The sequence below is a fragment of the Pseudonocardia sp. DxW genome, from assembly GCF_058448985.1.
In genome coordinates this window covers 1-19,730 of the sequence record NZ_JBZFLK010000046.1, presented here as the reverse complement: position 1 = coordinate 19,730, position 19,730 = coordinate 1, and the positions used below count along the sequence as shown (strand labels likewise).

The following is a 19,730-nucleotide window of genomic DNA, read 5'->3' as shown; positions in this document are numbered from 1 at the left end:
GGGTTCCGCAACCTGACCAACTACATCGCCCGAAGCCTGCTCGAGACCGGCGGCTTCAGACCCCAACTCCTACACCCCCGATTGGGATGAGCCTCGAACCCCCCTAGCCTGAACGACCGGCCGCGGAAGACGCTCGGGTACATGACACCCTCAGAACGACTCGCCGAGCTCGTTGCGCACACCGGTTGAACCTGCCGGGTCAAATTTCGAGCGGCGTTGACAGCACGGGCTCGAGCAGGTCCGGCCGCCACGAGTCCGGCGCTGTCTGGATCGTCTTCTCCCGCTCGGCGGCCTCGGCGTGCAGCCCCGGGATCCGTGGTCCAGGGCCCAGCCGCACGGCCGGCCCGGTCAGCTGTTCGAGGCATCGGTGACGGCGGCAGGGCCCGGACCAGCGGCGATCGAGATCCGGGCGCTGCGCGACCCACGAAACGGGGTCCACGAGACCGGGCCCGCATCGAGGCCGGGGGTGATCACCAGCTGGGGCGGTCGGTGCCGGGCGGTGGTGGCGGCCTCGACCGCGGTGCGGCGCGCGGCCGGCTCGGCGCCGGCCGGCCGGGTGCGTGAGGGTGCGGCGCATCCGGTGTCGACGGAAGGCGCTTCACGCCTCCGTGATCCCGTACACATGGATCTTGCGGTAGAGCGAGGAGCGCGACATCTGCAGCTGTGCGGCCGCCACCTTCCGGTTTCCGCCGCAGTTCGTGAGCGCGGCGACGATCGCATCGCGTTCGAGAACCTCAAGTGGGGTCAACCGGCGACGGCTCGTGCTGAGACAGCTCGCCGGGAGATCGTCGACGCGGAGCGGGCCGACCGGTCTGCGTGCGAGCGCGTCCCGCAGCACCCGTTGGAGTTCGGTCACGTTGCCCGGCCACGGATTCCGCGCCAGCACGGCCAGCGCGTCGGGCGTGCATTCCGCGGTCCGCTCCGGTGCGAGGCGGCGCAGGAAGAGCGACACCAACTCGGACAGGTCGTCCCCCCGGTGTCGCAGGGGTGGGGCTGTCACCGATGTGGTGAAGCGTCGGGCGAGCCGCGCGGACAGCGTCCCTGTCGTGCGGACCGTGCCTACGATCCAGCAGTCGGCACGATCGTGGGCGAGGTCGTCGAGCGCCCCGGCTAGGACGGTCTGCGACTCCTCGTCCAATCCGTCCAGGCGGCGGAGGATCACCGAGGTCGAGGGCGCGAGGTCGGTGAGCCGAGCGACGATCTCCGCGAGCTCCTCCTGGGCGGGGTCGACGACCGTGGCGGGGCTGTCCGGATGGGCGGCTCTGCACACGGCTCGAGCGAGCGAGAGCTTGCCTGCTCCGGGCTCCCCGCCGATCAGGAGTGGCTCCCTCCGTTCTGCGCCGACGTAGGCGCGGCTGCACACGTCGAGCCATGCCGGCGATCGTCCGGCGAGACCGGGGACGGGGGTGACAGGGGTGTGCGGGGTGGCATCGCGTGTCCGTCGCTGGGCCGGTAGCCGGATCTCGAACACCGTCGCGGCCAGTGTGCGGGAGGTGGTGGGGACGGGGTGACAGTGCACCTGTGCCCGGCGGCCGTCGAACAACGACATCTCGATCGCGGACTTCGCGGTGTCACCGCGGATGTCGGTCGCGGTCTGCCGGAGGATCTCCTTGTCCTCCTTGCTCAGGAGGTCGAAGGCGAGCTGGTTCGCGATGACGACGTCGTCGTAGACCGAGACGACGGCGGACCCCCGCTGCCGACGGCACAGCGCGTGGAACATGTCGAGCACGACCTGCTGGTGCCCGCCGTCCTCGAGCAGAAGGCGTTCGATGCCGTGACTCGCCTCCTCGGCCAGTACCCGCATCATGGGATGCCCGTCTGCCGCCAGGCTGCTCAGGTTGACGAGCCCCTCGATCCGACCGGTCAGCGGGTTGCGGATCGGGGCCCCCGCGCAGGCGAAACGGACGCTCCGCTCGGTGAAGTGCTCGGACCCGCGCACGAACACCGACCGGCCGTCCTCGATCGGTGTACCGACACCGTTGGTGCCGACGTGTGCTTCGGCGTAGCTGAACCCGGGAGCGAAGTAGACGCGGTCGAGTTGACGTGCGAGCGAGTGATCGCGTTCGCGCCGCTCGAGTATCCGGCCGTCGGGGCCGGTCAACGCGATCGTCACCGGCATGCCGTCGAGTCGGTCCAGTAGCCGGTCGAGGACCGGTGACGCGTAGTCGACCAGTCGGGAACGGGGAACGTCCTGCTCGAACGGCACGTCGGGCGCTGTCACGTCGACCCCCGCCCTCCGGGACCGGCGCCACGAGCTGATGATGCTGTCGCCCACGGCGCCGCGGGGCACGGAACCGGACGTGAGGAACTCGTCCCGGGCGGATGCCGAATCCTGGCTGGGTGCTACGTGCCGCATGCGTCTCCCTACATCGCGAGAATCGTAGAAGCGCACCTCCCACCGCATCAACCAGGGACGATGACGGCTTTGAGCGGCTCAGCGCGACCGACTGCGTCGAGGGCGGCCTGAGCGTCGTCCAGGCTGAAGTGGTGCGACACGACCTCGACGAGCGGGACCCGACGGTGCGCGAGGCGCGCCACCTGGATCGCCTGATGGATGTGTCGGGGGCTCTCGAGCGCCGAGCCGACCACCCGGATGTTGCTGTTGTTGATCGCCCGTGGCTCGACGGGTACCACTCCCGGCGCCGACCAGAGGCCCACGACGAGGTAGGTGCCGCCCGGGGCGACGAGGTTCAGACCTTCACCGAACGCCGGCAGAGCGCCCGCCGCCTCGATCACGGCGTCGGCGCCCCGGCCATCGGTCGCCTCGAGCACCGCGGCGCGGCGCTCCTGCTCGGTGGTCTCGGTGAGGTCGAGGGTCGTGGTCGCACCGAGTTGCGCGGCGGCATGCAGGCGAACGGCCGGTGCACCGATCACCGTCACGCTGCCGGCTCCCCCGAGGTGGGCGAGCAGAGTCGCGGCGAGCCCGACCGGCCCCGATCCCTGCACGACCACGTGCTGGCCGTACCGGATACCGCCGAGCCGCTCCACGGCGTTGAGCATCGTCGGCATCGCGCACCCGAAGGCGATCACGGCTTCCGGCGGGGTGTCCGCCGGGATCTTGAAGAACGCCAGGCCGCTCGGCAGTAGGACGTATTCGCTGTAGGTCGCGGACGGAGGTGCTGTTCCCTCCGCGAACATCCCGGCGAGCAACTCGGGGCACCGGGACGGGTCGTTCGCGATGGTGCACGCGTAGCAGCGGTGACACGGCCGTACGGGCAGCCAGTAGACGAGATCACCGACGGCGACCGGTTCGCCGGCGTAGTCGGTGCGGGCCTCGGGGCCGAGTTCCTCGATGCGGCCGACCCCCTCGTGCCCGAGCACGATGGGCCCCGGGAGCGGGAGATCTCCGACGGCGAGGTGATGGTCGGTGCCACACACACCGGCCATCGCGACGGAGAGGACCACCTCACCGCCACGGGCCGACGGGACGTCGCCCTCCCAGATCTCGACCGGAGACCCCGGCTCCACGAGGACGGCTCGTCGTGAGCTGCGCATCATCGGACTCCTTGCTTCTGTGGTCGACCATCGTCGAAGAGTTTCGAGCTCGGTACGTATCGGGTGGCGCCCGTCGCGGGCGGGACGTCCCGGACCTCGGTGCTCGCCACCCCGAGCGCCGCGTAGCCGGCGCCGGTTCCGGGCGATGACCGGCAGATCATGCCGATGGGCTCAGCTCGGGGTCGTAGGACTGCGCGTTGGAGGTGGCGCCGCCGTCGATGCAGAGCACCGTTCCGGTGACGAACGAGGCCCGGTCGGAGGCGAGCCACACGACGGCCTCGGCGACCTCGTCGGGCCGCCCGAGCCGGTTCAGTGGCTGGGGCGCCATGAGCATGTCCTGGCCCTCCTGTGGCAGGGCGAGGACCATCGGGGTGGCGATCGTGCCGGGCGCGATCGCGTTGATCCGGATGCTCATGTTCGCGTACTCGCCGGCCGCGGTCCGGGTCAGGCCGATCACGGCGTGCTTGGCGGCGACGTAGGGCCCGGCCAGCGGGGTGCCGACGAGCCCACCCTCGGACGAGGTGTTGACGATGACACCGCCGCCGTGTGACTTCATGTACAGCAGCTCGTACTTCATGCACAGCCAGACACCCTTGACGTCGACGTCCATGATCCGGTCGAAGTCCTCCTCCGCGACGTCCGCGGTGAACCCGGTGGCGAGGATCCCGGCGTTGTTGAACGCGAAGTCGACCGAGCCGTAGGTCTGCGCGCAGGCCGCGACAAGCGCCTCGACCTCGGCGGCGACGGTGACGTCGGCCGGGACGAACTCGGCCCGACCTCCCGTGGCCCTGACGAGTCGGACGGTTTCCTCACCGTCGGCCCGTCTGGCCTCCAGATCGTTGACGATCACCGAGGCGCCCTCACGTGCGCAGGCGATCGCCGTCGCCCTGCCGATACCGTCCGCTGCGCCGGTGATCAGACCGGCCTGTCCGTCGAGCACGGTTTCTCCTCAATGGGTCGGGGCGGAGTGGCCCGCCGCGGTGCGCACGTAGTCGAGGGCGTCGTCGATGCTGATGACGTCGCCGTACTTGGCCTGGATGTCGAACAGCGCGGCGCGCGCCGGGCCGTCGGCCCGGTCGCCCACGCACGCTTCCGGGACGAGGACGGGGTAACCGGCCTGGACCGCGTCCACGGCGGTGGCGCGGACGCAGCCGCTGGTCGTCGCGCCGCAGACGATCAGCGTGTCCACCCGCAGCCCGGTCAGCAGGGACGCGAGACCGGTTCCGAAGAAGGCGGATGCGCCCTTCTTGGTGATCACATGGTCGTCGGGTACCAGGGGCAGCCGATCGTCGATCGCGACGGCTCTGCTGCCCTCACGCAGCGCCCGTAGGCCCGGCGCCTTGGCCAGCCAGGCCACCGCATCGCTGTCGGCCTCGGTGTGGGTGTAGGCGATCGTGGTGTACACCACCGGTGTCCCGGACGGGCGTGCGGCCCCGATCAGCGCGGCGGTGGCACCGACGACGGCGGCCAGATCGCTACCGGTCGGCGCCGCCGGGTCGGTGAAGCCGTGGGTCAGGTCGACCACGACGACCGCCGGTCGTGTCCCGCGGGTGACCGTGGCGCCGAGACCGGCACGGCCGTAGGTCGCGTCGGTGTCCGATCCGTACAGGGAGGCGCTCACGGTGCCTCCAGTCCGGCGAGCAGCGCCCCCGCCCCGGGAACGCGGGGCTCGCACCCCAGCTCGGTGAGGATCCGGTACGTCGTGGCGGTCGCGGCCGAGAGCACCGGGATGCCGATCTCGTCCTGCACGGGCTGGATCGAGGGCAGCGACGGCATCTGCACGCACGCCGACAGCACCAGCGCGTCGGCACGGCTCAGGTCCAGCTTGCGGTGGTGCTCGCGCAGGTCGGCCGGGTCCAGCCGGGCGACCGCGAGGTTGTCCGGCACCTGCAGGGACAGCGCGTCGACGACCTCGACGCCGGCGTCGGTGAGATAGGCCACGACGGCATCGGTCAGCGGCTCCATGTACGGGGTGATGATCGCGACCCGCTGCGCCCCCAGCGCCGCGATGCCCGACAGCAGCGCGCCCGCGCTGGACACCACCGGGGCGTCCGAGCCCTCGGCCCGCAGGGCGGTGGTGATGTCGTCCTCGGCGGTGCAGTGGTAGCCGGGCCCCTGGGCCATGATCGCGACCAGGCAGGCGGTGGCGACGACGTCCGGGCGGGCGTCGGCCAGCTCGGCCGCGGCCCGCTGCGCCTGGGCGTTCATCGCCCGCAGCTGCTCCGGGGTCACGTGCTGCATCCGGGCCCGGGCGGCGTGGAAGACGAACCGGTCGTCGGGCAGGACGTCCTCGCGGGCGTGCAGCATCCGCGGGAGCTCGGTCTCCATCGTCAGGTTCGAGCTCGGGACGATCATCCCGATGTGGTGATCCGTCATCGCCGGCCCGCCGGCTTCATCTCGGGCACGGTGAGCGCGCCGGCGTCGACGATCAGCTCGTCGTCGAGGTAGAGCGAGTTGCCGCGCATCGGGATGTCGAAGTGGCAGGCGGTGTCGTTCGGGCCGCCCAGCTCGTTGTTCGGGCCGATCGAGAACATGACGTTGCCGTAGAAGCTGCGCAGCTCCATGCCCATCCCGCCGGGGAACTGGGTGAGGCCGTGCCAGTGCGCACGCTCGTCGAGGCCCCAGCCGACGTGGCTCATGCCGTAGCCGCGCGGGTCGTCGAAGCTCTCGATGTAGGAGCGCAGCAGGTCCGCGTCCAGCCCCGAGGAGCCGGCGCCACCGCGGATGTCGCGGATGAAGCCCTGCTCGATGGTGATCTCCACCGGGGTCTGCACGTAGGTGTTGAACGGCAGCAGCACGTCCCCGGGGGCGAGCACGATCGTCCCGTCGACGCCGTCGTCGGAGCCGCCGGTGAACACGAACGCCGCCGGCCAGTGGTCCCAGCGGCCGGGGGTGTCGGTGTAGCCGTACTCGCTCATCGTCGGGTACATGCCGAGCCGGTAGGTCACGTCGGTGCCGTGCGGGCTGGTGATCCGCATGGTCGACGCCTTGGCCAGCAGCTCGGCGCCCGTCTCGACCCGCTCGCGCAGCTCGGTGGTCGGCATCAGCCGGGCGAGCAGCTCCGGCGGCTCGACGGCGGTGAGGATCCTGGTGCCGGCGTCCTGGATCGCGAACTGCTCGGGCGAGAAGAGAAGGAACGTGCAGTCGACGACCATGTCGACGGCCTTGAGCGCGTCGACGGCCAGGGGGATGTTCCCGAGTCCGGAGTCGCCGACGGCCCAGGCACCGCTCGCGCTCGCCGGGGACGGCAGCCGCATGTGGTAGCCGGTGGCGCCCAGCTTCTGGATCGCCCAGAGGAACGCGTCGGCGTACGCACCGCGCTCGGCACCGCGGGTCAGGACGACCACCGTCTCGCCCTCGTGCACCCCGGACAGGGTCAGCTGCGCCAGGCAGATGTCGTTGAACAGGTTCTGGTCCATCACGTCTCCTCGATCCGCTGGAGCACATGTCAGCGGACCGCCGTCACACGGCGTGTCCCAACTTGGGACACGCGCTCGGGCCGCTCACGGATCTGATGTGCGGCAGCAGGGCCCGGAGGAGCCGGTGCCCGACGCGGGTGTGGAGGCACTGTGAAACCTGCGACGTTCGACTACCTCCGGCCGCACTCGGTGGCCGAAGCGGTACAAGCGTTGGGTGAGCATCCGGACGCGAAGGTTCTCGCCGGTGGTCAGAGCCTGGTCCCGATGATGAACATGCGCCTGGCGAACCCCGGTGTGCTCGTCGACATCGGCCGCCTGGACGAGCTGGCGGGGATCGAGGCGGCGGACACGTTGCGTGTGGGGGCCACGACCCGTCAGGCCGACCTGCTCGACCATGCCGGCGCCCGCCGGGGCTGGCCGCTGGTCACCGCCGCGCTGCGGCACGTCGGGCACCCGGCGACCCGGGCGCGGGGGACCGTCGGTGGGAGCATCGCCCACGGTGAACCGGCCGGTGAGCTTCCCGCGGTCATGCTGGCGCTCGACGCGCGTTTCGTCGTCGAGGGACCGTCCGGGACCCGGTCGGTTGCGGCCGAGGACTTCTTCCTGGGCCACTACACGACCGTCCTCGCCGAGGACGAGGTCCTGGTGCGGATCGAGATCCCTGCCGCGGCCGACGCGGCGTGGGGGTTCGGCGAGGTGGCGCGCCGGCACGGCGACTACGCGCTGACCGGCTCGGCGGTGCGGCTGCGCACCGACGCCGCCGGTGCCGTCACCGAGGCGCGGGTGTCGCTGTTCTCGGTCGCCGCCCGGCCGATGCGCTCCGCGGCCGCGGAGCGGTTCCTGATCGGGACCCGGCTCGGCGACGCCGAGGCCGCGGCCGAGGCCGGCCGCCTGGCCCTGTCCGAGGTGGAGGTCGCGGGCGACTCGTTCGTCAGCTCCACCTACCGCCGCGAGGCGACCACGGCACTGCTGTGCCGGGTGCTGTGCGAGGCGGCCACGAACCAGAGGGGTGAGAACTGATGGGTCTGCGCAGCGGTGACTCGGCGGTCGCGATGACCGTCAACGGGGAGCGCCGGGTCGGCATCGCCGAGCCCCGGACGCTGCTGAGCGATTTCCTGCGGCACGAGCTGGGCCTAACCGGCACGCACGTGGGTTGCGAGCAGGGTGTGTGCGGTGCGTGCACAGTGTCGGTCGACGGCCGCCCCACGCGCTCCTGCCTGACCTTCGCCGTGCAGGCCGAGGGCTGCGCGGTGCAGACCGTCGAGGGCATGGGCTGTCCCGGCCGATTGACCGACGTCCAGGAGGCGTTCCGCGCCGAGCACGGGCTGCAGTGCGGATTCTGCACCCCGGGGATGCTCCTCAGCACCGAGGCGCTGCTGGCGGAGAACCCCGACCCCACCGAGGACGAGATCCGCGAGCACCTGTCCGGCAACGTCTGCCGGTGCACCGGCTACCAGGGCATCGTCGCCGCCGTCCGGGCGGCGGCCGAGTCGCGGAAGGTGGCCTCTCATGACGCTTGAGATCACTCCGGAGACCACCGCTCCGTCCACCGGGGCGAAGCCGGCCCGCTACGTCGGCCGAGCCGTCCAGCGCGTCGAGGACCCCCGGCTGCTGGCGGGCCGCGGCCGCTACCTCGACGACGTGACGTTGCCCGGGATGCTGCACGCGTCGTTCGTCCGCAGCCCCTACGCGCACGCCCGGGTCCTCTCGATCGACATCGAGGAGGCGATGGCGCTCGACGGCGTCGTCGCCGTCTACACGGGAGCCGACCTCGACTGGGTGTCCCCGATGGTGACCGCCGGACCGATGCGTGAGGGCGTGCTGGCGCAGAGCCGCACGGTCCTGGTCGACGAGATCGCCCGGCACGTCGGCGACCCGGTCGCCGTCGTCCTGGCCCGCACTCCCTACCTGGCCGAGGACGGCCGGGACCTGGTCGTCGTCGACTGGGAGCCGCTGCCCGCGGTGACGGACCCGCTCGCCGCGCTCGAGCCCGGGTCCCCACTGGTGGACGAGGCACTGGGCACCAACAACATCTCGCACCTCGAGGAGACCGTCGGCAGCGTCGACGAGGCGTTCGCCGAGGCCGACCACGTGGTCCGCTCCCGCTTCCGCTCCGGTCGCTCCACTGCCGCCCCGCTCGAGGGCCGCGGCGTGATCGCCGAGTACGAGGACCGGTTCGGCGGCCGGTTCACCATCTACTCCTCGTCCCAGATGCCGCACCTGCTGCGCATGCTGATGGCCCCGATCATCGGAACCCCCGAGGGCCGGATCACGATCAAGACCCCGGACGTCGGTGGGGCGTTCGGGCTCAAGTGCACCGTGTTCCCCGAGGACATCGTTATCCCGGCGGTGGCCAAGCTCGCCGGCCGGCCGGTGAAGTGGATCGAGGACCGATGGGAGGACCTGGCGACCGGCGTCCACTCCAAGGACATGATCTGTTCGATGGAGATCGCGGCCACGGCGGACGGCACGATGACCGCGTTCCGCGGGCACTTCGTGACCGACTCCGGTGCCTACTCCTCGCTGCCGTTCACCCCGCTGGTCGACTCGCAGGTCGCGGGGATCTACCTGACCAGCTGCTACGGCGTCGAGAACGTCGCCTATGCCATTGACAACCCGCTGACCAACAAGTGCGCCATCGGCGCCGTCCGTGGTGTCGGTTGGGTCCCCGGCCAGCTCGCCCGGGAGGTCGCAATCGACCAGCTGGCCCGCGGTCTCGACCTGGACCCGGTGGAGCTGCGGCTCAAGAACATGATTGGGCCCGAGCCGTACACGACCCCGTTCGGCCAGAGCTACGACGGCGGCAGCTACGCCGAGGCGCTGCAGAAGGCCGCGAAGGAGATCGGCTACGACGGCTTCCGGGAGCGTCAGCGCGCCGCCCGCGAGCAGGGCCGCTACCTCGGCATCGGGTTCAGCCCGTTCGTCGAGCCGACCGGGTGGGCGACCACGTCGGCCGCAGCGGGCGGGATGCCGAACGGGTTCTTCGACTCGGCGAGCGTGACCATCGAGCCCGACGGCTCGGTCACGGTCACCACCGGCCTGCACTCGCACGGCCAGGGACACGAGACAACTCTCGCGCAGGTCACCGCGGACGAGCTCGGCGTGCCGATGGAGAGCGTGCGGATCGTGTTCGGCGACACCGACTCGTCGGTGTTCGGTATGGGCACCTATGCCAGCCGCAGCGCCGTGCTCGGCTTCGGCTCGATCCAGGAGTCCGCGGGCCAGGTCCGCGACCGCCTGCTCCGGCTGGCCGCCGCGATGATGGAGTCCGACGCCGACGACATCGACCTGGTCGACGGGATCGCCTCCGTGCGTGGGGTCCCCGACCGCAGCGTCCCGCTGCAGCAGATCGCCCTGTTCGGCTACTTCGGGGCGAGCGCCCGCCCGGAGGACGTCCAGCGCGACGGGCTGACCGCGACCTCGGGCTACGACCCCGGCGAGACCTACGCCAACGGGTGCGCGGCCACGATCGTCGAGGTCGACCCGGACACCGGGATGGTGCGCATCGACGAGCTCGTCGGCGTCGAGGACTGCGGTGTCGTCCTCAACCCCACGATCGTCAAGGGCCAGGTGGCCGGCGCGCTCGCCAACGGGATCGGTGTCGCGCTGTTGGAGGAACTGGTCTACGAGGACGACGGCGAGTTCGTCTCGGGCAGCCTGCTGAACTACCTCTACCCCTCGACCACCGAGGTCCCGCACCTGTCGATGCACTCGATCGAGACGCCCTCCACGGTCAGCGTGGGCGGGGTCAAGGGGGTCGGTGAGGCCGGCACGATCTCCGCACCGGCCGCGATCGTCAACGCGATCGCCGACGCGCTGTCGCCGTTCGGCATCGAGATCGACCAGACCCCGGTGACCCCGGAGTACCTGCGCCGACGGCTGCGCGAGGCCGGGCACGTCCCCGGGACGCAGCAATGAGCGGTGGCACTCCGCCGGAGTTTGAGGAGCGCGGCCCGGCGGATGCCCCGGTCGTGCTCCTCGTCCCGCCGCTGGGGCGCGGCCGGGCGGCGTGGGGTGCCCAGGTGCCCGCGCTCGCCGAGCACTTCCGCTGCCTGACCTTCGACCCGCGGGGGATCGGCTCGACCCCCGCGGGCCCCGGGCCGTGGACGGTCGAGTCACTGCGCGACGACGCCGTCGCGGTCCTCGATGCCGCGGGTGTCCGGCAGGCGCATGTGGTGGGCTGGTCGATGGGTGCGGCTGCCGCCACCCGGCTCGCGCTCGATCATGCCGGACGAGTGTCGTCGCTGGCCCTACTCACCCCGTGGGCCCGGACCGACCCGCACCTGGCCGTGATCTTCGGGCTGCTGCGCGAACTGGCCGAGCGGAATCGGCCCGCCCTCGGCGAGCTGGCCACCTCCTGGCTGATCCTCTCCCGCGACGCAGCCAACGCCGCAGGGGCGGGTCTGTCCACCGATGCCGAGGCAGTGGTGTCCGGCCCGGGCCATCCTGCGCCGCCGGTCCTCGCCTCCTACACCGACTCGGCGATCCAGGTCGACCTGCTGGACCGGGTGCGCAGCCTCGTCGTTCCGACCCTGGTCGTCGGCGGGACCGAGGACCGCCTGATCGACGTCGCCCACGCGCGGGAGCTGGCCGGTGCGGTCCGAGGCGCCGCGCTGCACGTGCTCGACGGCCCCGGCGCATCGCACGCGTTGCCGGCCGAGCGCGCCGACGAGGTCAACTCCCTGCTCACCGCGTTCCTCGCGGAGCACAGCGCGCCGCCACGAACTGGAGATCCGTTGTGAACACCCCACAGTCCGCAGCCGTCACGCCCGATGTGGACGTCATCGTCGTCGGGGCTGGATTCTCCGGCCTCTACGCGGTCCACCGATTCCGCGGAGACGGCCTCACCGTCCGCGGCTTCGAGCGCGGCAGCGACGTCGGCGGAACCTGGTACTGGAACCGCTACCCCGGCGCCCGCTGCGACATCGAGAGCATCTACTACTCGTACTCCTTCTCCGAGGAACTGCAGCAGGAGTGGACCTGGCCGCACCGCTACGCCACCCAGGGCGAGATCCGCGCCTACCTCGAGTACGTCGCCGACCGGTTCGACCTCCGGCCGGCCTTCGCCTTCGACACCTCGGTCACCGCGGCCGAGTACGACGAGCCGACCGCCACCTGGCAGGTGCGCACCGACGCGGGGGAGACCGTGCGGTGCCGGTTCCTGCTCATGGCGACCGGTCCGCTGTCCACACCGGTCGATCCCGGCATCGCCGGGATCGACGACTTCGCCGGGACCGTGCTGCGCACCAGCGACTGGCCCGACGACGCCGACCTCACCGGCAAGCGGGTCGCGATCGTGGGCACCGGGTCCTCGTGCATCCAGTCGGCGCCGATCATCGCCGACGTCGCCGAGCACCTCCACGTCGTCCAGCGCACCCCGCAGTACGCCATCCCCGCCTGGAACCGCGCCTACTCCGAGGAGGAGACCTTGGCGATCAAGGCCGACTACCCGGCGATGCGCAGGAAGGCCTGGGACACCATCGGCGGTGTGATCTACGAGGCGGCCGACCACGACCCCCTGACCGCGCCGTGGGAGCAGCGCGAGGCGTGGCTGGAACGTACCTGGGCACGTGGCGGCTACCTGATGATCGCCAGCTACCCGAACGTCGTGTTCGACGACGAGGTCAACGCCATGGTCGGCGAGTTCGTGAAGGACAAGATCCGGGAACGGATCGAGGATCCGGCGCTAGCGGATCGGCTCACCCCGACCTACCCGTTCGCCGCCAAGCGGCTCTGCGTGGACACCGACTACTTCGAGATCTACAACCGGGACGACGTCACGCTCGTCGACCTGCGGGAGAATCCGATCGACCGGGTCGACGCCGGTGGTCTGGTGCGTGCCGACGGATCCCGCGTCGACCTCGACGTGATCGTGCTGGCCACCGGTTTCCACGCCATGACCGGTGCGATCCTGGCCCTCGACCTCCGCGGGCGGGACGGCCTGTCGATCCAGGAGAAATGGTCGGGCGTGGCGGCCAACCACCTCGGGCTGACCGTATCCGGGTTCCCCAACTTCTTCATGATCAACGGTCCGGGCAGCGTCAGCGTGCTCTACAACATGATCCCCGCCGCCGAGCAGCACATCGACTTCGTCGCCGACACGATCGCCCACCTGGACCGGCACGGCCTCGCCTCGATCGAACCGCGCGCGGAGGCCGAGAAGGCCTGGGGCGAGCACGTCAACGAGGTGGCCGGGCAGAGCATCTATCCGAAGGCCAACACCTGGTACATGGGAGACAACGTGCCCGGGAAGCCGCGCCAGTTCCTGGCCTACGCCGGCGGCGGACCCGAGTACTTCACCCACTTCACCCGCGAGGCCACCGAGGGCTACCCCAGCTTCGTACTCGAGCGCAGAGCCGAGCCGAGGACGACCGGCGGGGGAGCGGGGTGAGCGTCGCAGTCACCGGCGAGAGCATCACGGTCCGAGCCAACGGCCTGTACCACCACGTCCTCCGGTACGGGGAGGCGGCGGCGCCCGATCTGCTCCTCCTTCCCGGCATCACCAGCCCGGCCCCGACCGCGGACTTCCTCGCCACCCGCCTGGCCGCATGGGGGTACCGGGTGCACGTCCCGGACATCCGCGGGCGGGGCGGGACCGAGCGCGCTCCGGCGGGCCGGTACCGGCTCGCCGACTACGCCGACGACGTCGCCGGCCTGGTCGAGGGGCTCGGCCTGCGGGAGGCCGCCCTGCTCGGGCACTCGATGGGCGCCCGCATCGCCGCAGCCTACGCGGTGTGGCACGGCCCCGAGCGGCACGCCCCGCTCGTCCTGGTCGACCCGCCACTGTCCGGCCCCGGCCGCGACCCGTACCCGACCAGCCGCGACCAGTTCCTCGAACAGCTCCGCGAGGCCCAGCGCGGCACCACCGCCGACCAGGTGCGGCGTTTCTACCCGGGCTGGCCGGAACGGGAGCTGCAGCTCCGGGCCGAGGTGCTTGCCAACTGCGACGAGACGGCCGTCCTGGAGACCCATGCCGGGTTCGAGTCCGAGGACTTCCTCCCGATCTGGCGCCGGGTCACCCCTCCGGCGCTACTGGTCCGAGGCGGCCGGAGCCCGGTCGTCCCGGAGGATGCCGTTACCGAGCTGCGGGTCGTGAACCCGGACGTCGAGGTCGTCACCGTTCCGAACGCCGGCCACATGGTGCCATGGGACGACCTGACCGGGTTCCTCGAGGCGATCCACGACGTGCTCACGTTCCACCGGACCGGCCGGGCAGAAGGTAGAGCGGTGGGCCCGACCGGGCCACGCTGCGGGTGAGCCGTCGATACCGACGCGCCGGTTGGCCCGATCTGCTCGTCCATGTACGCCCGGACCTCGTCGAGCCCGTCGGCCATCGGCCGTTCGGTCCATCGCCGGAGGTACGCCGCCCGTCGGCGGCTGCGAGTCGGTCCACTGTCAGCGTCGGCCGGGGGCAGTGCGGATTCGGTGACCCACGTGATCCCGACGGGCGCGTAGGTCCGTGGGCCGGTCGTGGGGTAGGTCCGCCCGCCGGGCGAGTAGTGGCCGACCGGGATGAGCTGGTGCGCCGACCGGGTGCAGGCGTAAACGGCGGAGTCGATCAGCTCATCCGGCGCCGCGCTGGTGACCGGGTAGTTGGGCAACCCGTCCGGTGGGGTGGCCATGTCGTCGAGTCCGCGCGCCCACGTCAGCACCGACGCTCCGCGTTGGTGCATCGTGTGCAGGGTCAGTGCGGGGTCCGGGTCGCTGATCGGGTTGTGTGCCAGCGGCAACAACGCCGCCCACTCGTCGTGCGCCTCGCGCAGCAAGATCAGCGCCTGTCGCGCGGTGTCCGCGTTCCACACGGCTCGTCACCCATCGATCGAGCGTAGGGGCTCCGGCTCCGCCGTAACGGAAGCCGCACAGTGGTTCGTTTCGTATCCTCTGCCTGTGATCCACTGCGACGGCGGCACCGCCCTGCCGCCCGCGGCCGGGACGGGCCGCCCCCGCCGGTTCTGCTCGACGCCGTGCCGGGTCCGAGCCCACCGGCGCCGCACCGGCCCGCCGCGCGCGACGTGGTCCAGTTCGACCGCCGCCCTCTACCTCGGCGACGCCGCGTCCCTGCCCCGGTCCAGCGTGCACACGCTGATCACGAGCCGGCCCTACTGGTCTGCCCGCGACTACGACACCACCCGGGCCAGCTCGGTCACGAGCCGATGGTGGGCGCCTACGTCACCGCGGTTGCCGATGTCCTCGACGTCGCCGCCCCCGTGCTGCGCTGCGACGCCCCGCTGTGGCTCTCGCTCGGCGACATCTACAGTGGCGCGCCGACGCCTCGGTGGCCCGGTCCGGCCGCGGTGACCGCGCCGAGGTGTTGCCGCCTGCCGGTCCTCCACCGACGTCGCGCTGCGCGGCAGCCTGCTCGGCCTGCCGTGGCGAGTGGGGATCGAGCTGTCCGGACGCGGCTGGATCCTGCGCAACGCGATCGTCTGGCACCGGCGCAACGACCTTCCGCACCCGACGCGCACTGGCTCGACAACCGCACCAAGACCGTGCTGGTCCTGGCTCGGCGCCCCGGCTACTACTTTCGACCGCAACGCCCTGGGCGAGCACGACTCCGACCTGTGGGACATCCCGATCACCCCGGGCTACGGAGGGCGCCCGGCGCCATTTGAGGTGGAGCTGGCCCGACGTGCGGTAGTGGCGGGCTGTCCGCCGGGCGGTCCGGTAATCGACCCGTTCGCCGGGTCCTGTACGACCGGCGTCGCCGCACTCGCGGCAGGCCGTCGGATCCTCGACGTCGATCTGAGTCCGGCCTACGGCGAGGCAGGGCACGACAGCTTGGGCTGGCCGACCCCGCGGGCAGGGCGTCCAGCGCTCTGCCCGCGTTGTGATGGCGGCCTACTGCGGCGGATCGTTCTGTTGCTGGAGCAGGGCGTCGATCTGCTCCAGGGTGTGTCCGCCACCACGGACCATCGCGAGCACGGTGCCACCGGGCAACGAACGCGCAAGCGTCTCCGGCGTCCAGTCGAGCCGCTTCATCTGCGCCGCGGTCTTCGACTCGTTGCCGAAGAGTCCGGCGCGGATCCAGTCGGTGGCCTCGTCGTCCGGGAACCACCGCTTGCGCCACTGATCGGCCCACTCGCGGGCGACTCCGTCGTCATCTCGGTGGGCGTAGGGCCCATTCGTGTGCTCGGCGATGAACGCAGCGAGTCCGGTCAGCGGCTCCGGGCGTCGTGGCCTGCCCGACCCACGCTTGGAGCGGGCCAGCCGGGCGACCTCCTCCTCGATGGTCTCCTCTCGTGCCGGAGGACGCGGCGTCGCGTGCCCGACGGCGAACGGGTCGTTACCCCGGATCACGTGGGGCACTCGTCGGGTGTCGGAGCGGCGCGGCATCGACTGCGGGCCGGGATGCTGCGTAGGAATCCGGGTAACCGGGCTGTCGGTCCCGGTGTCGGCGGCGGGCCGTCGGGCAACGTCCGGTGGTCGCATGCCGTGCGAGCTGGACGGCGTCGGCCGGGCGAACGGGTTGTTGCCGACCCTTCCGGGCCTGGTCCGTTGCGGCGGTGCGGTCGGGCGCTCGCGGAGCATCTCCTGGCGGGCAACGGATTGCCGGGTCAGGTGCTGCCGGAGGCGCCGGTAGTCGTCGGCACCGATCGGAGCGCTCGGCGACGGGATGCCGATGCCGAGTTGCCCGGCGGCGTTCAGTACATCCTTGGTCGAGCGCCCGGTCTGCTGGGCCAGCTCGTGGACACGGTGATCGGTCTGGTTCACGCGAACCTCCGCGGGGGAGCGGTGAGGCGCGTCGGGCGACGATGCCCGGTGCACAACGAGGCCGGGGTGGTCCCGTTGGATAACCAGACTAGCCGGAATGACAGTGGTGTAACAAGTCCATCACCGCAGCTTGTGTCGCTTGCGATCGGGTGGCGCCCTCCATGCGGGACCGGTGGTCGTGACTGGGGCCCTCACGACCATGTCCACGGCAGCCGCAGACGGAACCGCCGTGCCACGACCGGGTCTCGACGAACCGGTGCCCCCGTCCCGGTGCGGGTCCAGCGCAGACCCCGGGCGTCGGTGAAACCGATCGTGACGATGTGGTCCGCGTCCGGGGCGGAGATCCTCCCTCCGCCCGGTGAGGTGTAGTTGACCTCGCTCTGCCAGATCGCTCCGGAGTTCACGACCGGGATCTGGTCTCTCTCGTAGGGGTCGCCGCAAGAGCGGTGCTCCCATCCGAGTCCCGGGACGGACTCGCACCGCAGTTCGATCACCTCGACGTCGACGATCGGCTCGGCACTGTTGTTGGTCAGGACGACGTGCAGCTCGGTGTCGAGCGAGTCGTCGTCCATGAGGCCGCCGAACTTCTCTTGGAGGTCGACGGTGACGAGCCGGGCCTGACCCATGTCCCGGTCGGCCTGGTCTGCCCGCCGCCACCGCCGGTCCCGGAAGCCGAGCCAGAGCGCGACCACAACGGCGGCGGTCGTGCCGACCGCCCCGGCGGCCTGTCCCCACGCTGCGAGCCAATCGGCACTGGTCGGGGCGTCTGCGGCGATCCACACACCGAACAGTCAACCAGCGCCGGACCGGCTCACTAGATCGGTACTGTCCTCGCCCATGGAAGCAGGGGACTGGGTCACGCTGGCCGGGGTGATCGCGGCTGCTGCGGCGGCCGGGTTCACCTGGTGGCAGGCACGCACAGCCCGCGCCGCGCTCGTCGAGACCAGGCGGGCCCGCCAGATCGCCTGCGACCAGGCGCACAGCGCACGGGAGTCCGCCACGGCGGCGAGCAAGTCTGCGGACGCGGCGATGGACCAGGCCAAGAGCGCGCGCGAGGCGCTCGATATCAGTCGGGCGCAGCTCGACCAGGCCGACCGCCCGACCGTGACCATGACGCTCGCCCGACCGCGGCAGGGGCAGGGGCAGGCCAAGGTGACCTTGCTGCGCGACGAGTCCTCCGGTCCGGCGCGGCTTCAGGTCACCGCGGACTGGACCTGCGAGCACGTCCCGACTCAACCCGGAGGTCGGAGCGAACCGATCGAGCCGACGCTGGAGCACGGTCGGCACGTCGTCGAGCTGGTCGCCAACGAGCGCTCGGAGTTCCACGTGCCGGTCGGCGTCAACCCGGGCCGGATCAAGGTCAAGGTGGCGATGGAGTGCGTCGACGCCGACGATTCCGCCCGGGTGTGGCAACTTGCCGCGGCCGACACGTGGAAGCGAACCAAGGTGTACGTCCACTGAGCGACGAGCGCGGTCACGCCCGCCACCGCCGGTCGTCCTCACGCCGGAGCAGCTCGCCGACCGAATCCGCCGACCACTCCTGCTCGCCGCCGAGCGCCTCGTCGTACGCCTGCTCGCTGGTGGATCCGGTCCGGTGACGGCCCCTCGTAGAACGGGTCGGCCAGCGCCCAGGCGTGATCCCGGCACGCCTTGCAGATCAGCCGCGACCCGCTCGGCATTTTCAGGTCGTGCTCGATGTTCGACACCTCGTCCCGGCTCTGGCCACTCGTGGTGCCGATCGTGGTGCGAACTGCCGCGCCATGGTGCGAGTCGTGTGGCTGATGAGGGGGTCACGTCGAACTGTTGTTGCTGGTCAGGGCACGGGTTGTCGTCGATGACGATCCTGGGGGTCAAGGGGTCGCAGGTTCAAATCCTGTCGTCCCGACAGGCCGGAGGCCGGTATCCGAGAGCGTCGGGTACCGGCCTTTACTAGTCTGACCTGGTCTTTGCCCAGCTCGGCTTGTGGCGTCGCGAGTGGTGGGTGCTGTCGTGCTTCCAGCGATCGAGCCTGCTGAACGGGCTGAGTGACTAACTGAGTGTCTGAGTCCGGCGGCTGTTCAACCGGGGCGATGAGCCCAACTCGAGGAGGAGACGACGAGCGCAGCAGCCGTCGTCAGGCACAGGAGAGCCGAGGCCAGGAGCGGTCCACCTAGACCGACGTGTTCGGCCAGGACGCCGATGACGGCTGGCGTTGCGACCGCGCACACGGATCCGGTGACGAGCGCCGCGGAGAACGCAACAGCGGGTTGCTCCGGACGGCGGCGGTCTGTCCAGATCGGCAGGACGGCAGAGCCGACCGTGTTCGCACATCCGAAGATCAGCGCTGAGCCGAGGACGGTGGTCAGCGAGCCGGATCCGATTCCCAGCAGCATCAGCGATACAGCCGTCATCACCAGCGCGCAGGCAGCGACGGGGCCCGGCCGGAGACGGCCCATGAGAGTGCCGGTCCAGAGCCCGGCGAGACCGGTGAGTCCGACGAGGGTGAACACGATGGGCCCGGCGGCTGCGCCCAGTCCGCCTCGTTCCGCGCTGTCGGCGGCGTAGGTGAAGTAGGCCGTCGCGCCGATGAAGAGAACCGCGGCGAAGGTCAGTGGGCCGAGGTGTCAATGTAAGGACTCAGGAGAGGTTTTACCGAACGTCCTCAACTGATCATTGACCGGTGGCCGGGCTCATGATCATCTTGGTTTGTGGATCAAGAGGCTCTGGCCGAGTACCGCTACCGGGCGGTGAGCGAGGTGCTGGGTGGGTCACCGATCGGTGAGGTGGCGGCCAGGTTCGGGACGTCGCGGCAGTCGGTGGACAACTGGAGGCGCCGCTTCCGCGCGGAGGGGATGCCGGGGCTGGCGGACCGGTCGCATCGCCCGCATCACAGTCCGACTCGCGTCGACGCCGAGGTCGAGGCTGTGGTCTGCGAGCTGCGCCGGCGTCATCCGCGCTGGGGTGCTCGTCGGATCAGCCACGAGCTCGTCCGCGCCGGTGAGGTGGCGGCGCCGTCGCGAGCGAGCGTGCACCGGATCCTGGTGCGCAACGGCCTGGTCGCCGTGCAGGTCCAGGAGCACAAGCGGGTCTATCGGCGGTGGGAACGGGCCGAGCCGATGCATCTGT

General features: G+C 71.0%; 17 protein-coding genes and 1 pseudogene. 9 read left to right on the top strand and 9 right to left on the bottom strand.

All coding sequences use genetic code 11. From position 1 onward, the window contains the following. Positions 1 to 598: 598 nt before the first annotated feature. From ACVJO7_RS33475 to ACVJO7_RS33450, 6 genes are all read right to left on the bottom strand, one after another. Positions 599 to 2,356 (bottom strand): sigma-54-dependent Fis family transcriptional regulator, encoded by a 1,758-nt coding sequence (locus ACVJO7_RS33475; protein WP_491676287.1) that lies wholly within the window; start codon positions 2,354 to 2,356, stop codon positions 599 to 601. Positions 2,357 to 2,403: 47 nt separating this feature from the next. Next, positions 2,404 to 3,495 (bottom strand): zinc-binding dehydrogenase, encoded by a 1,092-nt coding sequence (locus ACVJO7_RS33470; RefSeq protein ID WP_491676286.1) that lies wholly within the window; start codon positions 3,493 to 3,495, stop codon positions 2,404 to 2,406. Positions 3,496 to 3,652: 157 nt separating this feature from the next. Further along, positions 3,653 to 4,435: a glucose 1-dehydrogenase gene (locus ACVJO7_RS33465; RefSeq protein ID WP_491676285.1), complete on the bottom strand. Its 783-nt coding sequence runs from the start codon at positions 4,433 to 4,435 to the stop codon at positions 3,653 to 3,655. 9 nt (positions 4,436 to 4,444) lie between these two features. Further along, positions 4,445 to 5,116, bottom strand: a complete 672-nt coding sequence (locus ACVJO7_RS33460; protein ID WP_491676284.1) for an isochorismatase family protein — start codon at positions 5,114 to 5,116, stop codon at positions 4,445 to 4,447. Next, positions 5,113 to 5,871, bottom strand: a complete 759-nt coding sequence (locus ACVJO7_RS33455) for a maleate cis-trans isomerase family protein (RefSeq protein WP_491676283.1) — start codon at positions 5,869 to 5,871, stop codon at positions 5,113 to 5,115. Before ACVJO7_RS33455 ends, ACVJO7_RS33460 begins: the two co-directional genes overlap by 4 nt. Further along, positions 5,868 to 6,914, bottom strand: coding sequence for a 2,5-dihydroxypyridine 5,6-dioxygenase NicX family protein (locus tag ACVJO7_RS33450; RefSeq protein ID WP_491676282.1), 1,047 nt, complete (start codon positions 6,912 to 6,914; stop codon positions 5,868 to 5,870). The genes ACVJO7_RS33455 and ACVJO7_RS33450 overlap by 4 nt, the downstream gene beginning before the upstream one ends. A 150-nt stretch (positions 6,915 to 7,064) precedes the next feature. Between ACVJO7_RS33450 and ACVJO7_RS33445 the strand changes: the two genes are divergently transcribed. The 7 genes and pseudogenes from ACVJO7_RS33445 to ACVJO7_RS33415 form a co-directional block, all read left to right on the top strand. Continuing rightward, on the top strand, positions 7,065 to 7,934 hold the full coding sequence (locus tag ACVJO7_RS33445) for an FAD binding domain-containing protein (RefSeq protein ID WP_491676281.1): 870 nt from the start codon (positions 7,065 to 7,067) through the stop codon (positions 7,932 to 7,934). Next, positions 7,934 to 8,434, top strand: coding sequence for a (2Fe-2S)-binding protein (locus tag ACVJO7_RS33440; protein ID WP_491676280.1), 501 nt, complete (start codon positions 7,934 to 7,936; stop codon positions 8,432 to 8,434). The genes ACVJO7_RS33445 and ACVJO7_RS33440 overlap by 1 nt, the downstream gene beginning before the upstream one ends. Then, positions 8,424 to 10,832, top strand: coding sequence for a xanthine dehydrogenase family protein molybdopterin-binding subunit (locus ACVJO7_RS33435; protein ID WP_491676279.1), 2,409 nt, complete (start codon positions 8,424 to 8,426; stop codon positions 10,830 to 10,832). The genes ACVJO7_RS33440 and ACVJO7_RS33435 overlap by 11 nt, the downstream gene beginning before the upstream one ends. Then, positions 10,829 to 11,656, top strand: coding sequence for an alpha/beta fold hydrolase (locus tag ACVJO7_RS33430; RefSeq protein ID WP_491676278.1), 828 nt, complete (start codon positions 10,829 to 10,831; stop codon positions 11,654 to 11,656). The genes ACVJO7_RS33435 and ACVJO7_RS33430 overlap by 4 nt, the downstream gene beginning before the upstream one ends. Further along, positions 11,653 to 13,305: a flavin-containing monooxygenase gene (locus ACVJO7_RS33425; protein ID WP_491676277.1), complete on the top strand. Its 1,653-nt coding sequence runs from the start codon at positions 11,653 to 11,655 to the stop codon at positions 13,303 to 13,305. The genes ACVJO7_RS33430 and ACVJO7_RS33425 overlap by 4 nt, the downstream gene beginning before the upstream one ends. Beyond that, a complete protein-coding gene (locus ACVJO7_RS33420) occupies positions 13,302 to 14,171 on the top strand; it encodes an alpha/beta fold hydrolase (RefSeq protein WP_491676276.1) in 870 nt (289 codons plus the stop codon). The genes ACVJO7_RS33425 and ACVJO7_RS33420 overlap by 4 nt, the downstream gene beginning before the upstream one ends. Positions 14,172 to 15,290: 1,119 nt before the next feature. Beyond that, positions 15,291 to 15,659 (top strand): annotated as a pseudogene (locus tag ACVJO7_RS33415) (DNA methyltransferase); the annotation flags it as partial. A 93-nt stretch (positions 15,660 to 15,752) separates the two neighbouring features. On the opposite strand, the gene ACVJO7_RS33410 reads toward ACVJO7_RS33415, so the two are convergent. Further along, the gene (locus ACVJO7_RS33410) at positions 15,753 to 16,679 is read right to left on the bottom strand and encodes a hypothetical protein (RefSeq protein ID WP_491676289.1); all 927 of its coding nucleotides are present in this window, start codon (positions 16,677 to 16,679) and stop codon (positions 15,753 to 15,755) included. A gap of 137 nt (positions 16,680 to 16,816) precedes the next feature. Further along, the gene (locus ACVJO7_RS33405) at positions 16,817 to 17,317 is read right to left on the bottom strand and encodes a hypothetical protein (protein WP_491676288.1); all 501 of its coding nucleotides are present in this window, start codon (positions 17,315 to 17,317) and stop codon (positions 16,817 to 16,819) included. A gap of 178 nt (positions 17,318 to 17,495) precedes the next feature. Here ACVJO7_RS33405 and ACVJO7_RS33400 point away from each other — a divergent pair, with 178 nt between their 5' ends. Continuing rightward, positions 17,496 to 18,086: a hypothetical protein gene (locus ACVJO7_RS33400; protein ID WP_491676275.1), complete on the top strand. Its 591-nt coding sequence runs from the start codon at positions 17,496 to 17,498 to the stop codon at positions 18,084 to 18,086. A gap of 596 nt (positions 18,087 to 18,682) precedes the next feature. On the opposite strand, the gene ACVJO7_RS33395 is transcribed toward ACVJO7_RS33400, so the two are convergent. Continuing rightward, positions 18,683 to 19,114, bottom strand: a complete 432-nt coding sequence (locus ACVJO7_RS33395) for a hypothetical protein (RefSeq protein WP_491676274.1) — start codon at positions 19,112 to 19,114, stop codon at positions 18,683 to 18,685. Between the two features lie 198 nt (positions 19,115 to 19,312). Between ACVJO7_RS33395 and ACVJO7_RS33390 the strand changes: the two genes are divergently transcribed. After that, positions 19,313 to 19,730, top strand: a 418-nt coding sequence (locus ACVJO7_RS33390; RefSeq protein ID WP_491676273.1) for a helix-turn-helix domain-containing protein, incomplete at its 3' end; no start/stop codon positions are given.

Coding starts and splice junctions, on each gene's coding strand:
- ACVJO7_RS33435 (WP_491676279.1), top strand. CDS start 8,424: ATGACGCTTGAGATCACTCCGGAGACCACCGCTCCGTCCACCGGGGCG.
- ACVJO7_RS33470 (WP_491676286.1), bottom strand. CDS start 3,495: ATGCGCAGCTCACGACGAGCCGTCCTCGTGGAGCCGGGGTCTCCGGTC.
- ACVJO7_RS33450 (WP_491676282.1), bottom strand. CDS start 6,914: ATGGACCAGAACCTGTTCAACGACATCTGCCTGGCGCAGCTGACCCTG.
- ACVJO7_RS33455 (WP_491676283.1), bottom strand. CDS start 5,871: ATGACGGATCACCACATCGGGATGATCGTCCCGAGCTCGAACCTGACG.
- ACVJO7_RS33430 (WP_491676278.1), top strand. CDS start 10,829: ATGAGCGGTGGCACTCCGCCGGAGTTTGAGGAGCGCGGCCCGGCGGAT.
- ACVJO7_RS33440 (WP_491676280.1), top strand. CDS start 7,934: ATGGGTCTGCGCAGCGGTGACTCGGCGGTCGCGATGACCGTCAACGGG.
- ACVJO7_RS33475 (WP_491676287.1), bottom strand. CDS start 2,356: ATGCGGCACGTAGCACCCAGCCAGGATTCGGCATCCGCCCGGGACGAG.